This is a genomic window from Mucilaginibacter sp. SJ (genome assembly GCF_028993635.1).
GTDB lineage: Bacteria > Bacteroidota > Bacteroidia > Sphingobacteriales > Sphingobacteriaceae > Mucilaginibacter.
In genome coordinates, this window is the sequence record NZ_CP118631.1 from 6269206 (window position 1) to 6285443 (window position 16238).

The 16238-nt window shown below is 43.0% G+C and carries 9 protein-coding genes; 4 read left to right on the top strand and 5 right to left on the bottom strand.

Annotated elements, in window-relative coordinates; all coding sequences use genetic code 11:
• Positions 1-2: 2 nt before the first annotated feature.
• From MusilaSJ_RS25735 to MusilaSJ_RS25755, 5 genes are all read right to left on the bottom strand, one after another.
• On the bottom strand, positions 3-941 hold the full coding sequence (locus MusilaSJ_RS25735) for a D-ribose ABC transporter substrate-binding protein (RefSeq protein ID WP_274987618.1): 939 nt from the start codon (positions 939-941) through the stop codon (positions 3-5).
• A gap of 10 nt (positions 942-951) precedes the next feature.
• Positions 952-1920 carry a transketolase family protein gene (locus tag MusilaSJ_RS25740; protein ID WP_274987619.1) on the bottom strand — a complete coding sequence of 323 codons (969 nt, stop codon included), beginning with the start codon at positions 1918-1920 and terminating at the stop codon, positions 952-954.
• Between the two features lie 11 nt (positions 1921-1931).
• The gene (locus MusilaSJ_RS25745; protein ID WP_274987620.1) at positions 1932-2756 is read right to left on the bottom strand and encodes a transketolase; all 825 of its coding nucleotides are present in this window, start codon (positions 2754-2756) and stop codon (positions 1932-1934) included.
• A gap of 11 nt (positions 2757-2767) precedes the next feature.
• Positions 2768-4180: an L-fucose/L-arabinose isomerase family protein gene (locus MusilaSJ_RS25750; RefSeq protein WP_274987621.1), complete on the bottom strand. Its 1413-nt coding sequence runs from the start codon at positions 4178-4180 to the stop codon at positions 2768-2770.
• 499 nt (positions 4181-4679) lie between these two features.
• Complete coding sequence (locus MusilaSJ_RS25755) at positions 4680-5444, bottom strand: DeoR/GlpR family DNA-binding transcription regulator (RefSeq protein WP_274987622.1); 765 nt, start codon at positions 5442-5444, stop codon at positions 4680-4682.
• 306 nt (positions 5445-5750) lie between these two features.
• On the opposite strand from MusilaSJ_RS25755, the gene MusilaSJ_RS25760 reads away from it, so the two are divergent.
• The 4 genes from MusilaSJ_RS25760 (at position 5751) to MusilaSJ_RS25775 (ending at position 15915) form a co-directional block, all read left to right on the top strand.
• A complete protein-coding gene (locus MusilaSJ_RS25760) occupies positions 5751-9941 on the top strand; it encodes a hybrid sensor histidine kinase/response regulator transcription factor (protein WP_274987623.1) in 4191 nt (1396 codons plus the stop codon).
• A gap of 293 nt (positions 9942-10234) precedes the next feature.
• Entirely contained in the window at positions 10235-13330 is a 3096-nt protein-coding gene (locus MusilaSJ_RS25765; protein WP_274987624.1) for a SusC/RagA family TonB-linked outer membrane protein, read from the top strand.
• Between the two features lie 11 nt (positions 13331-13341).
• Positions 13342-14793: a RagB/SusD family nutrient uptake outer membrane protein gene (locus MusilaSJ_RS25770; RefSeq protein ID WP_274987625.1), complete on the top strand. Its 1452-nt coding sequence runs from the start codon at positions 13342-13344 to the stop codon at positions 14791-14793.
• Positions 14794-14937: 144 nt separating this feature from the next.
• The gene (locus tag MusilaSJ_RS25775) at positions 14938-15915 is read left to right on the top strand and encodes a glycoside hydrolase family 43 protein (RefSeq protein WP_274987626.1); all 978 of its coding nucleotides are present in this window, start codon (positions 14938-14940) and stop codon (positions 15913-15915) included.
• The last annotated feature ends 323 nt before the right edge of the window (positions 15916-16238 follow it).

Genomic DNA, 16238 nt, shown 5'->3' on the forward strand with positions numbered 1-16238 from the left:
GATTATTTTTTACCGAAGGCAATGTAATCATTCACGTTATGTGCGGTTACCAGTTCCACGCTTACCGGTATTTTCCTCGGAAAATCGCGCTTGCCTTTAAAATATTCATCGGCATAGATTGCCGCGGTTTGCGCCATGATTTTTGGAAATTGCATGCCGGTAGCGGTTATCTTCCCGTCTCTGATGGATTGTACCACGTCGGCCGCCCCGTCAAAGCCAAAGACTTTTACTTTACCGGCTTTGCCTGCGGCTACCAGCGCTTGGTACGCGCCTAAGGCCATTGCATCGTTGCCGCAAAATATCCCATTAATATCCGGATGCGCCTGCAATATAGATTCGGTAACTTCCATTGCCTTGTTTTGGTCGAATTCTGCGCTTTGCTGCGCCACCATTTTTAATGCCGGGTAAAAATCAACTACGCTATGAAATCCTTTAGACCGGTTCCATGTATTGTTATCAGATACCAAACCCAGCAGTTCAACATACTTCCCCGTTTTGTGCATGGTTTGTACAAAATATTTTCCTACATCGGCACTACCCGAATAACTGTCAGAAAGTATTTGCGATGTTGCACCATCGGTCGAATTAACCTCCCTGTCCATACAAAAAACGGGTACCCCGGCAGCTTTAGCTTTATTTACGTTTACTATCGAGCCATTGGCATCGGTAGGATTAAATAAAATGGCTTTATAGCCAGTAGCAATGGCGTTTTCAAAATGATCAGTTTCTAATGCAGTATTGTTTTGCGAATCGAAAATACGGCTGTCATAACCCAGCTCTTTAGCCTTAGCTGCCGCTGTTTGCGCAAGAAACACAAACCAGGGGTTATTTAGGGTGGAAACGATAATCGCCACCTTTTTAGGCTGACTTGTGTTATTTGCCTGGTTTTTGCAGCCAACGATCATAACAATCAACAATAACCAAACTGATAGTTTTCTCATAACTTCCAGGTCAAATTGTTTTTAATAGTTGGATAGCGGCATCAGCAATGCCATCTTTTGATATATGATAATGATTTAATATTTCTGCCTGGGAGCCGGTAACGGTATATTCGTCAGGAATACCCATAATTTTAAAAGGTTTTTTGTATCCGTGCTGAAGCAGGTATGAGGCACAGGCTTCACCCAAACCACCATACACACCGTGTTCTTCTACTGTTATGATGGCACCAGTGTCAATTGCCAGTTTTGCTAACAAAACGGTATCCAAAGGTTTTATGGTATGCATGCTTACTACGGTCGCGTTTATGCCATGCTCATGATGTAATTTTTCAGCGGCCTGCAATGCAGGATAAACAGTTTCGCCATTGGCAATGATAGCAAGGTCGTCACCTTCCCTAACTATCCGGCCCTTACCAAATTCAAACGAAGTTTCACATGGATTAAGGAGCGGCATCGGTTTCTTGCCAAATCTTAAATAAATCGGCTTATTGATTTTTGCACTTAACCGTGCGGCTTGTTCTGTTTCGAAGTTATCGGCCGGTGCAACGATTATAATATTGTTAATCGCCCGCAAAACTGCAAAATCATGAAGGCTATGGTGGGTTGTTCCCAACGGGCCGTAACTTACCCCGGCACTGATGCCTACCAACCTCACCGGGTTATCAGAATAGGCTACGTCATTTTTTATTTGTTCCAATGCCCTTGCTGTCAAAAAACATGCGGGCGAAACAGCAAATGCTTTTTTTCCGGCAGAGGCCAGTCCTGCCGCTACACCTACCAGGTTTTGTTCTGCTATACCTATCTCAACAATTTGTTCAGGGAACTTTTGTCCAAAGGGCACCAGTTTGCCCGACCCCCGTGAATCGCTGGTCACAACAACTATCTGCCCGTCGTTAGCTGCGAGCTCCTGCAATATGCCCGAAAAAACATCCTGGTTTGATCTCGTAGTTACTACTTCATTATCAATTACTGCACCCATCTCTATTTAATTTATACCAATGCCAAAGCGTTATTCAACTCGTCCACTGCATCGATGTATTGGTCCTTATTCGGCACACCATGGTGCCATTTTATTTGGTTCTCCATAAAACTGATGCCTTTGCCCTTCACTGTATGAGCTATTATCAAATTTGGCTTGCCAGTTTCGAAGGGGATTTTAGCAAGTGTTTCGTTCAGTGCCTTAAAGTCATGACCGTCAACCTCGGTTACCGACCAGCCAAAGGTCTCAAATTTTTTATCCAGCGGGTCGGTATTGCACACATCGGCCGTAGGCCCCGTTATCTGAAGCGTGTTTTTATCGACAATGGCGCACAAATTATCCAGTTTGTAGTGCGATGCAGTAAGCGCTGCCTCCCAGTTTGATCCTTCCGGTAATTCGCCGTCTCCTAAAAGAGTGAATACGCGATAGGCTTTTTTGTCCATTTTTGCAGCAAGAGCAGTTCCAACCGCAACTGGCAAGCCATGACCTAATGCGCCGGTATTTTGCTCCACACCGTGTACTTTACGTGTTGGGTGACCTATGTAATGCGATTTGTATTTGCAAAGCGTTTCCAGGTCGCTTTCTGCGAAAAATCCTTTGTCTGCCAGTACCACAAACAGCGCCTCAACGCAATGGCCTTTGCTTTGGATATACCGGTCCCTATCGGGAGAGGCAAAAGTTTCCGGGCTTACATTTAAAAAATTATTATACAGCACGTTTAAAATATCTATACATGACAAACTCCCCCCTGTATGCCCGGCATTTGCACCCACAATATATTTCAGGATATTTTTGCGGTACGCTATCGACTTTTGTGCTAACTCCCTTTCAGTCATAATTATAATTTTTAGCCGTTGTGATGGTGTACTTCCCATCCCATATAATTTCCAAGCGCTTCTTTTAGTATCCCGGCAGTTTTTGATGCGTTCATCACTACGTGATGTTCAAAACCGTTGCGGCAAACATATTGCATCAGGCCCTGCATATCATTTATTTTGGCCACAGCGCGGTTGCCAAAAGTGTTCAGCGGATCATCCGTCAAGTCACCTTCGCCTATGTATGCCTTAATAATTCCCCGGCAATCGTCAGTACTGATCCTGCCGAAGGTAAGCGGTGAAGCCGGTGTGCGCCCGGCTAACGCACCGAAGGTGTTCTCTTCGCCAACAGAGGTGCCGATGATTGGCGCGGTGCTGATCTCAATATCCGGCAAAAAGGATTTGGCCCAGTTACCGCAATGAAACAGCACACATTTATTTTCATCGTCAGCGTAATTATTATTCCAGTCAACCAATGCGCTTGGTGAGCCGGAGGCAAGCTGCATGGCGTACATGCTTAGTGTGCCTGTAACATCAACCTCGCAGGCGCTTGGCAGCATGTTTTCGCTCATAATGCTCATGCTGGTGCACACGTTACAGCCATAATTTTGCTGCAGCGATGTCCAGCATTGTATAGCGGTGGCATCCAGTTCATTTTCCTGCATAAAGTTGTTCAATACTACATCCAGCTTCGCTATTTGTACCAAAGCGTCGTCTGGTGTTCGCCCTTTTGGGGCATAAGCCAATATTTTATCAATACGTTGCTTAACAATCTGGTCGTCTTTAGTGAGTTTGTTAGCATTGCCCAAAATTTCGGAAAGGTCAACCGTAACCACCGATATCCCGCTGCGCTGTAGCAGCTTTTCGCTGTAGCGGACCGTATTAAAGCCGCCCGGTCTTGCACCCACAGCGCCGATACGTACTTTACGAAGTCCTTTTACTACACGGCAAACGGCCACAAAATCCAAAAGCTCCTTGCTGAAGGCTGCATCAGAGGGGTGGATAACGTGTTGGGCTGTAATGCTGTATTTTATACCGTATTGGTAAAGGTTATTGCAGGCAGATATTTTACCACACCACGCGTCACGTCTGCGGGCTACGTCAAGCTTACTCAGGTCGTCAGGGTAGGCTTGTACCAGCACGGGCACGTTCAGGCCGGCCAGTTTAAGTGTCTCGGCAATACCACGCTCGTCACCGAAGTTTGGCAATATCACCAGTATTCCCATAATTTCGTTTTCGTGTTGCTTAAACAATGCGGCACAACGCTGCGCGTCTCTAAAGGTTTCAACACCACCAAGCTTGGTTTCGTGCTCATCCAATAAAATCGGTTTTAGATTCAGGTCATCAAAAACGCGGAGTATATCAATCCTGGCCTCGGTTACCAGCCTGTCAGGAAAAAAATCCCTGTTGCCTATGATAATCCCAAAGCTTCCCTTTTCCATCATAAATTGTATTTTAATTAAATATTGTAAAACTTAGGTAATTCGATAATTAGTAACCGCACTTTAGCTCAGCAAGGGCGTTATTTCAGATGGTCATTAAATCATCCTGTCAATATTCAAACCGATAAATTTTTCCTTTGCAATATGGCCGGTAAGTTCCCGTTAATGCAATTTTCTTAATATATCTTTTTCGAATTAAACAAAAATAGAAAATAAAAGAAAATAAACGAAGATTTTTATTTGAAAAAGAAAAAAATGTTAGGGTAAGCTGGGGTTTGTAAAGTTTAAGATCGCAATTTGTAATTATAATTGCACAGGGTTTGTTTGCGGTGCAGATATATGTTTAAAAGGGTAATATACAGCTGACAAGGGCGCGGGTTGATCGGCCGATTAAAACTGCTATATTAATCCATCAGCCGCATTGAATTCTCATAGATGTATCTTTAAGATTCTGTACCTCAAAGGATCGAACAAATAAAATAGAAAATACCGTGTGTTTTTTCTATTCTGCTATTATTAATTTTATTTCGTTTTGCTTTAAAACCTCGGTATGTTTTGGTTCAATATCTGCATCGGTTATAATATAATCGATAAGTGAAAGCGCACCCAGGCTGGCAAATGAGCTCTTCCCGATTTTGGTAGAATCTGCTACCAAATATGTGGTTTCTGCAGAATCAATCATCGCTTTTTTTACTACCAGGTCGCTGATGCTGGGATAAGTAAGCCCCGCCTTCAGGGAAAGACCGGAAGTTGCCAAAAAAAGTTTCTGCACAAAAATTCCCTTAAAAAAATCAGCCGCCTTTTGCCCGGTAAGGGACAATGTTGGCGGTTTAAACTCACCTCCGGTGACAATCAAATCAATGCCTGGTTCTGTTCCCAGCATCATTGCTATATTTATTGCATTGGTTATAACCGTGAGATTCCTAAATCCCTTTAATAGCTTCGCTATCTCCGTGGTGGTAGAGCCGGAGTCTAAAATGATGCTGTCGCCGCTTTCAATAAACTCCAGGCTTTTTTTTGCGATCAGCTCCTTTTTATCCATGTTTTCCTGGTGCGTCAGCGAAAATGCCCGAACCTGGTCTTCAATATTCTTAAGGTATGCGCCGCCATGTTCCCTCAAAATAAGTCCCTCTCTCTCCAGTTTTTCCAGGTCTTGCCTGATGGTCACCTCTGTGACTTTAAATATTTTTGCAAGGTCAATCACCTTTGCCGAACCGTCTTCTTTTATTAATTCAAATATTTTGTCTTTTCGCTGATTAGGAAGCATGGATTGAAGATTAAAAAGTCAAAGGTAGTAATCGAAACTCCAGAAAAGAATAAACCAGGCTTTTAAAATGCTTTGCTGGAACTTTAGTAGCTGCATGATAGCCAGATAAGCCAATTTTGGTATTTTTTATTTTCTTTATTTCTTCTTTTGTTTTTTTAATATTTGTTTTGTTTGTTTTTTTTTTGATCGTGTCGGTAGCTAATCCAAAACTTCCCGCGGGCTAATAGTTGTTATTGTTCATTTCTCCTCTATAAGAATTATGTTGAATCGTTTTTAAACAGCCTATAGGAACCATATATTTAATTCATGAACAGACCAAAATTGAGCCATGGTGAAAAATTGAAACGTGTGGTACTGATTTTTTGCTCTTTATTAGTTTCTTTTAACGCTTTTACCCAACAAAATCCGCTAAAATTCTCCTATTTAACGGTTGATGACGGACTATCACATACCGATGTTAAAGATGTTAGGCAGGACAAGCTGGGGTTTATCTGGATTGCCACACTTTACGGTCTTGACCGGTTCGACGGCCACGAAATAAAAAGGTTTTATAATACGACTATCCCCAAAAATTACGCATTCAAGAACAGGATCAGGAGTATGTGCCTGGACGAAAATGACCGGATTTGGTTAGGATCTGAGGATGGGATCCAATATTTTGACCCCAGGACTGAGCGGTATGTCAATATGGAAAATACCCCGCATCGTATCGGCAAGAAAAACTATGTGCGTTTGATCTGTCTGAAGGGAGGGTATTTGGCAACCCTCGGAGAAGGCCGGTTCCGGTTATATAAGATCAAGGACAGGCAACTAACAGATGTAGCACTGAAATACCCTCCGGGCGTAAATTTTTCTGATATGGCCCTTGGGAAAGATGGCACTATATGGCTTGCCGGTAGCGATGGGGTTTGGGTTTTGAATAAGTCGTTTCAATTGTCCCGATACCGGAATCCTGATAACAACCGCGTAATTTTGAGTGACCTGCTTAAAATCAGTATCAACAGAAATAACCAGGTACTGATAGTTAAAGGCACTAATATACAACTTACCTCAATAACGACCGGTAATTACCCGGGTAAACATTTTACACTACCATATGATAAGCCCACACAGGTTGCCATACCTGGCTGTTCGGTAATCAATGATATTATTCAGGATAAGAATTTAAATTATTGGGTAAGTACTGATGCGGGATTGGTCCTTTTAGACAGGGCTCTGACGATCAGGCAAATTATTACCAACAAAAGTTTTATTAACAGCATCAATACCAATTTCCTGAATAACCTTTTCATTGACAGAAGTGAATGTCTTTGGGTGTGTACATTTGGCGGTGGAATTGATTATTGTGATTTAAATGAAAAGCATTTTTATACATTTCAGCATAATCCCGAAAACCTTAATACACTGTCGGGAAATCATACCCGGTCAATATTGGAAGAATCGGGCAAAACACTGTGGATAGGAACAAACTCAAATGGCTTGAACCGCTACGATTTCCGCAATAAGAAATTTACTCAGTTTAATAACCGGGATACGAAGCCGAAATTAAAGAGTAACGAAATAGATGCACTTGAGATGGATGATGATCACAATTTATGGATCAGTTCGGATAAGGGTATTGAGATATTAAATCAGCAGCGTACGGCAATCCTTCATCCCGGTGGTTCGGAAAAGTTCCCTGAACATTCCGTTTCCAGCATAGTTAAAGATTGTTATGGAAACATTTGGTTTGGGAGTTATTATGATGGATTTGGAATTATTACACGCGATAAGGACAAACAATATAAAGTTTCCTACAAAGGAACCGGATCCGGCTATTACGTTTATGCTGATAAAAGTAAACCGGAAATCCTTGTTTCCAGTATCAATGGCCTGCTGCGGTTAGAAATCGACAGTATAGGAAATATACTACAGCGTTTCCACTATGGTGTAAACAACGGACCAAATTCGTTGAGCTCTGATTATATTTTCCCGATACGGAGAAACCAGGCTAATTCCTACTGGGTTGGAACAATAGGCGGGGGGCTTAATTTCCTGAAGCTTGATCATGATAATAATTTTAATGTGAAAATTTTTGATCATGCCTTCGGGGTTTTTAATGATGTTGAAGCCATTGAACTTGATGACCATGGTAATGTATGGATGGGCGGAAACGGCCTGGAACGATTTGATCCCCTTACCAAAAAACTGACCAGGTATGATAAAAATGACGGGTTACAGGGAAACAGCTTCAAAGTCGGGGCCTCGTTCAGAGGGGCTAATGGCAGGTTATACTTCGGCGGAATAAATGGTGTGAACTATTTTTACCCGGACAGTATAAAAAATAACAACATTCATGCGCATCCAACCTTTACTGATTTAATGATTAACAATAATAGGGTGCATGTTGGTGATTCTGCAAAAGATTCACAGGTAATGAGCACTGCCTTACCTTACACAAGTACCCTGGTGTTGAACTACAACCAAAATAATTTCGTCATCTCATTTTCAGCTATGCATTATGCTAATTCGGCAAAATGCCGGTACCGGTATAAGCTTGTGGGCTTTGATAAGGATTGGAATTATACGTCAGGCAATAAACCTTCGGCATCATATACCAATCTGGATTATAATGATTATCAACTGATTTTGGAAGCCACCAATAATGACGGTATCTGGAGCGAAGAGCGGGCGGAAATGACCATTGTGGTCAGGGCCCCATGGTGGAAATCGGATCTCGCCAAATCAACTTACCTGGTATTGATCATCGGTGGTCTCGTGGGGGTTTATTTTTACCAGGCAAGATGGTACCGGCTTAAAAATGAACTTGCTGTAAGAGATATTGAAGAAAAAAAGCGCGAAGAAATGCATACCCAGCGCGAAGAATTATACCGTCAGCAATTACAGTTCTTTGCCAACATATCCCATGAATTTCGTACACCACTTACGCTGATCCTCGGTCCGCTTGAAAGCCTGATCGCTGAATTAAAGGATAAGGCTTTTCTGCACAGGTTTCAAATTATGCATCGCAATGCGAAACGGCTGATCAACCTCATCAACGAACTGATAAACTTTCGGAAGGTGGCAGATGATGCCGTGAAACTTGGCGTCTCAGAAATCTTAGTCAATGAATTTGTCCAGGCTTTGCACGACGAGTTTCAGGAACTCGCAGACCATAATCAAATTGAATTTTTGCTGCGATCGCCTGCCGGCGAAATAATTGCCTTTCTTGACGAACGGGTAGTAGAAAAGATTATGTTTAATTTGCTTAATAATGCTTTTAAATATACGCCGCCTGGCGGAAAAATAATTTTAGAAGTATTTACTGACCCTGCGCTCATTAAACCCGCATTTACACCTGAATATAAGTACTCATTTCAAAAACGGGCCGAACATTATATTTATTTCAGGGTCAGCGACACTGGGGTGGGAATTTCAAATGAATCCATCGGGCATGTATTCGACCGTTATTACAGGGTAAATAACAGTCATATTGGCTCCGGTATCGGGCTGGCCCTTGTGAAAAGCCTTATTGAATTGCATCACGGCGATATCTGGGTTTACAGTGAGCGGAATATCGGGACCGAAATTTTTGTTGCGCTCCCAAAAGATCTGAACGATTATAACGACACAGAGATCGACTTTGAGCAAAAAAAAGGCGCCGGTGTGCAGTTGGAAGCCCTTGATAATTCTGTAGAGAGCACTGTGTCATTCCCGCTAACAGAGCCGGCAAATACACCGGTAGCTGATACAGTTAATAAAGAACATGTATTGATTGTTGAAGATAATGATGAGCTCCGGGCATTTTTAAAAGGAGTATTGGAGAAAAAATACACCGTCTATGAGGCTATTAACGGTAAGGAAGGTTTTGATCTGGCTGTCAGGAACAATCCCGATCTGATTATCAGTGATGTAATGATGCCGGTGATGAGCGGCGTTGAGTTTTGCCGCAAAATCAGGCAAACCTTTGAAACCAGCCATATTCCTTTCCTGTTCCTGTCTGCAAAAGATGCATTGGAAGCACAGCTGGAAGGTATGGGATCGGGAGCTGACTTTTATATTTCAAAACCTGTCAGTATAGATCTTTTAACGTTGACAATCGCTAATTTATTTGAACAAAACCGGAAACTCAAATTAAAATATACAGAGGATTATTATGCAGAAGCATCGGAGCTTGTCCACTCTGAACAGGACAAGGAGTTCATCGGGAAACTTATCAAGCTCATAGAGGATCATATTGCAAACCCCGATCTGGATGTTGATTTTATCTGCAGCAATATGTACACAAGCCGTTCTTCATTGTATAAAAAAATAAAGGCGATATCAGGTCAGTCCATAAATGAATTTATCAGGACGGTCCGTCTGAAAAAAGCGGCTTATATCCTCACGCACGAGGACATCACCCAAAATGAACTGGTTGACAGGATTGGCATTTTAAGCGTTTCTTACTTCCAAAAAGCATTTAAAAAAGAATTCGGAAAAACACCTACCCAATTCCTGCAGAGTTTAAATAAATAACATGCCATATTGTTCTCCTCAACGCCGGCAACCCTGTTGGGGGCAAAAAATTCCGGTACCACAATAGGGTAGTTAAATTGTAAGGCTTTTATTAGGGTCATCGTTGTTAAAACTGGTGTGATAATATAATACAAGAGGTATAATTACCAATTTGAGCTTAATTTATACCTAAAACAGCGCATAATTCCCGCGCAAACGCCTCTTTATTTGTACCAGCCAATTGATGAAAGCTAACCGAACGGATCCGGGGCAGTTTTCATCCTTAACCAACTTTAATTTAATTCTTACAGTTTATGAGTAAAATCTTACCAATTTTTGGTGGCCGAAATATTTTTGAGCCACACTTTTCCCTTAAGCTCCGGCAGCCGGCCCGGACGGTTACAAAATTGTTTTGCCTGTTATACTTCCTTGTGCTTTTACCCTTATTTTCGGCAGCACAGGGCTCAACGGTAAATGGAACCGTTAAAGATGAAAAAGGAGGAAATATGCCAGGTGTTTCGGTCGGGCTTAAAGGTACCTCTGCCGGGGTTGTTACAGATAATAATGGCCATTTTTCTTTAAATATTCCCGGGGGAAACGGCACACTGATTTTTTCTTACATCGGTTATCTGAAGCAGGAAGTGAACGTAAAGCAGGGAAGCACCGTTACCATTACGCTTCAGCCGGATAACAAAAATTTGTCTGAAGTAGTTGTAGTGGGCTATGGCACGCAAAAAAAATCTGATGTTACAGGTGCACTATCAAGCCTTTCGGCAAAAGATTTCAAAGACCAGCCTGTTACAAGGCTTGACCAGGCGTTGCAGGGCAGGGTATCCGGTGTTCAGGTTGTAACTAACTCCGGCGCTCCGGGCGGCGATGTAAAGATCAGGGTGAGGGGATCAAATTCAATCCTCGGTGATAATAACCCCTTGTATGTAATAGATGGTTTTATCGGCGGCGATTTTAATAACCTCAACCCCGACGATATAGCCAATATTGAGGTGTTAAAGGATGCATCCAGTACCGCGATTTATGGTAGCAGAGGTGCAAACGGGGTGGTGCTTGTTACCACTAAGAGGGGCAACGCCCAAAAACCTGAAATCACAGTTTCTTCTCTTTACTCCAGTTCAAAGGTATCTAAAAGATATAACCTGCTAAATGCGGCCGATTATGCAACCGTTGTTAATCAGCGCGCAACTCAACTTGGTGTGGCACCTACTTACACTGATGATCAGATTGCAGGTTACAGGAAAAATGGGGGTACAAACTGGCAGGATCAGATTTTCAGAACCGCTCCGACCCAGGAATACAAAGTTGGCGCCTCAGGCGGTACGGCAAAGTCACAGTACCTTGTTTCGTTGGATTACCTGAACCAAAAAGGCATCGTGCTTAATTCGGGCTATAAAAGATATGCAGTAAGGTCAAACCTGAACTCGCAGTTTACTGATAAGTTGGCGGTTAGGTTTAATGTTTCGGGAATGAGGAGGGAGAACCTCAACAATCAGGGAGGTGTAAGCAGCCCGGTAGTTCAGGCGCTTGGCTGGGCACCAACTACGCCTGTACGAACCGCGGCGGGTACATACACAATAAGTGATCCTGTTGGTTCGATATTTCAGAATCCTGTAGCGTTGGCCACCGATCAAACCAATATCCTTAACAACACCAGTGCCAACCTGGTGGGTGGAACGAATTATCATTTCTTCAAAGATCTTTCACTCGATGTTAGTTTCGGGGTAGATTATCAGAACCAGCAGGGTGAATATTATTCGGGCCCAACCATCACTAACAATGTGCCGACTGCCAGCCGTACTTCGGCCGAATTGCTGAACCTGCAAAATACAAATACATTAAACTACACCCATACTTTCAACAAGGTGCATAGTTTAAATGTAACAGCCGTGTTTGAACAGCAAAAATATACTTCTACTATGTTCAACGCCAATGCTACAGGTTTAACATTCTACAATCTGGGCTTTGATAATCTCGCCCTTTCTTCTACACAGTCTGCCGGATCTTCGTATTCAAGGTCTAACCTCATTTCGTATTTAGGCAGGGTGAATTATGCGTATAACGACAAGTATTTGTTAACCGTGTCTGTAAGGAGGGATGGTTCATCAAAGTTTCAGCCTATTAACCAGGAAAGTACCTTCCCGTCGGTTGCTCTTGGATGGAAATTGTCAGAAGAACCTTTTATCAAAAAACTGAATTTCTTCGACCAGTTGAAATTGCGCGGAAGCTGGGGCTTAACCGGTAGCCAGGCCATCAGTCCTTATGCAACATTGTCAACTTACCTGAGCGATCTTTTTTCCGCAGCCACCAGTTTCAACTCGTCAAGCGTATCGTCAGGTATTGTTCTTGGTAATGCTGCCAATCCAAAACTTAAATGGGAAACTACCGAAGCTAAAGACCTTGGCTTTGATATGACAATATTTAAAGGCAGGCTGAGCCTCAGCGCCGATGCGTACGTGAAACATACCCGCGACCTGCTGCTTTCCTTGCCTTTACCTGCCTTTGCGGGCGGAGGGAGCATCGTTAGCAATGTTGGCAGGGTAAAAAACAGCGGCATCGAGTTTAACCTGAGCGGGGTACCTGTAAGCTCGGGGAAATTTACCTGGAGCAGCGCTTTTAACATTTCGTTCCAGAAAAACCTGGTTGAAAACATCGGCTCTTTAAAGAACATCTTCTCGACCGGCAATGCAGGCGCAGGCCTTTCATCACAGCCCGAGTTTACGATTGTAGCAGGGCAACCCCTTGGTTCTTACTGGGGATTAAGGTATCTCGGAACCTGGAAACCCTCACAAGCTGCCGAAGCTGCTAAGTTTGGTGCCAAACCTGGTGATTCAAGATACCAGGACCTTAATGGCGATAATGCCATTACAGGTTCGGATTTTCAGATCATTGGAAACGGGCTTCCTAAATATTCGCTGGGTTGGAACAACACGTTTACTTATGGTAATCTTTCCCTCAACGTGTTTTTTCAATCCCTGCTTGGCTATGACAAACTTGATTATTCGTACGGAAAGACAATTACAGCCAACCCCGAGGCGAGGCAGGCCACCAACGCTGCAATTACAGGCAGGTACATTCCTGGTGTAAATGAAACGTCAAACATTCCTGCTTTCAGCTCCACCAACAAAGACTACTTCCAGTCTACCCGGTTTCTGGAAAAAGGGGATTTTGTGCGGCTTAAAAACATCAATTTGTCATATGATTTTCCTAAAGGTACAATACCCAATGTTGGCCTGAAGGTTTTCGTAGGGGCTACCAATCTCATTACCATAACCAAATACAAAGGTTTTGACCCCGAATCTACCAACGCGGGGTCGGGATCAGATATAACCCAAAGTATTGACAACGGATCATATCCGAATTCGAGGACATTTACAGCAGGGGCTGTGTTTAAATTTTAACTAAACTAATCATGAAAAAGATCTTATTTGTTTTATTGGCACTGGCATTTGCCGGCTGTAAAAAATCTTTGAAGGAAGACCCTCGCGGCCAGGTTGTAGGCAGTCAGGCCCTAAGCACCGTTGCCGGGTTGAACGCTGCCCTGACCGGGACCTACAAACCTTTGGCAACAACCTGGGTATCGGGTTTTACTACCGCGGCAATAGATGCCGTATTGATGGGATCTGATGATCTGACTACCCATCCGGCAAGTAACAAGCAGGATTTCCGTGAGTTTGACCAATATAATGTTTCCAGCTTGAACGGCCGTATGGTAAACATCTGGAATGGCTGTTATAAATCAATTCAGGGTGCCAATAATATTATCAATAATTATAAAACCACTTCTGGTGATGCAGCTATTATAAACCAGATAGTTGGTGAGGCCTATTATCTTCGTGCGCTTGACTATTACTGGCTTATCAGGTTATGGGGTAAAATTCCATTAATAACTTCAGAGGTTTATGACCCGTCAGTTTTGAAAGTATCGGGGACGGGGCCGGCAGAAGTTTATAAACTTATTGAAAGTGATCTCATCAACGCGGAGAAGCTTATGGCGGATAAAAAGAAAGATGACGGCAGGGCATCAAAAGGTGCTGCATCTGCGTTGCTTGCTGATGTTTACCTTACAGAGGGGGGGTGGCCTATTAATGATAATTCAAAATATGCACTCGCCGCTGCTAAAGCTAAAGAGGTGATCGATAACAAAGCCTCCTATGGTTTTGACCTGGTATCGAACCTGAATACCCTTTGGCAAAATACAAAGGCGGGTACTGCAACTGCTGAGGAAGTGTTCTCGATCCATAATTGTGGTACCTGTAACTGGTTCAACTCAAACGTAGTTACCGGTGCTTCGGCCATGCCGCTTGAGGAAAACGGCTGGGACGATTATTTTACCGAGATCAGGTTTTTTAATGATTTTCCGGCAGGGATAAGGAAGGATGTTACTTTTCATACTGTCATTACCAAAGCTGACGGTACTAAAATTCCGTGGCAGAGCACTTTCGTGAAACATCCTTATTACCAGAAGTTCAGGGCACCGGATGATGGCAATATTAATTCGCCAAGTTCCACGCTTCACCTTATGAGGTTTGCACATGTGCTTTTGATTTACGCGGAAGCGCAGGCACGTACAGGCGCACCGAATGAACAGGCTTATAGCAGTATTAATTCGATACGTTCAAGGGCTGGGCTGGCCCCGTTAAGCGGTCTCTCCAGCACAGATTTCATTAACGCTGTGATCAATGAAAGGGCATGGGAATTTGCGGGAGAATATACCCGTTGGTTTGATATCACGCGGTTACAAATTTTGCCGGCGGTCATCGCTAAAAGAGATGCAGCGGAAAATCCGGTGATTGGCACACCTAAATATTATTTGCCTGTTCCGGCTGGCGAAACTCAGCTTGATCCTAATTTGAGCAACTGATAAATTCAATTTCGGGGATATGTTAAGACAAAAGGATGGCTGCGTTGCAGCCACCTTTTTTGTCTATTTTTAAACCTTATTCATAAGCCTGGCCCATAAAGCCTTAGTACAATAATCTACCTGTTAAAATAGAAAACAAAATATATGAAATATACAGTACTAATCCTGATCTTATCCATATTTTTCACTAATCAGGCGCGTTCGCAAAACATCATTTCGGGCGGAGATTTTAAGGATACCGACGGAAACGTCATTAATGCCCACGGAGCCGGGGTACTTTATCACAATGAGGTATATTACCTGTTTGGGGAAATTAAAAAAGGCAAAACCTGGCTTGTCCCCGGGCAAAACTGGGAAGATTACCGGGTTCCTGCAGGTGGTGTATCCTGTTATTCGTCGACAGATCTGAAACATTGGAAAAACCTCGGAATTGCATTAAAATCTGTGACAGGTGATCAATCAAACGATTTGGATACCGGTAGGGTAATTGAGCGGCCCAAGGTGCTTTACAATGAGAAAACCAGAAAATTTGTGATGTGGTTCCATAACGACAAAAATGATTACCAGGATTCAAAGGCCGGTATCGCGGTAAGCGATTCACCCGAGGGGCCATACACATACCTGGGTAGTATCAAACCAAACAACCAAATGCTGCGCGACATGACACTTTTTAAGGATACCGACGGAAAAGCCTACGTTGTGTATTCATCTGAAGATAACAACACTATGCATGTTTGCCTGCTGACAGATGATTATTTAAAGCCAACGGAACATTATACCAGGATTCTGATCGACAGAAAGCGCGAAAGCCCGGCACTTTTCAAAAATAACGGCAAATATTTCCTGCTCACTTCGGGATGCTCTGGTTGGAGCCCTAATGCAGCGTCCTACGCAACTGCGGATAATATCATGGGACCATGGAGTGAGATAGGTAATCCCTGTAATGGTACCAATTCGGAACAGACATTCTTTGCCCAGGGAAATTACGTTTTGCCGGTAAATGGAAAACCTTCAAATTTTATCTTTATGGGAGATTTGTGGAACAAACTTGACCTGGAGAAATCTGGTTATCTGTGGATTCCTTTTGAGGTAATAGACGGCGAAGTGAAGATAAATAACTGATGTGTTGCTGTCGATAAATTGATTTAGCTTTTAGCTTATTAGTTCTAAGTAATCAGTTAGTAGAAAATTAACATCCCGCATTCATTTAGGGCAACGGCGAGTTGAAAGAAGTAGGTTAACCGGCCACCGGGGCTTATCGGGTCTGATTTGGCAGTTTGTAGCCGATATTACAGTTACCTATGACCCGCCGATAAATTATGGCCTGTAACAGCCGCTGAAAAATGGAATAAAGGCGCTAAATTAGAGCGGAATCATGGATGTTAAAAATCAACCAAACTGATGGTTTATCTCACCGGTTTGGTTGATTTTTAATATGGTCACAC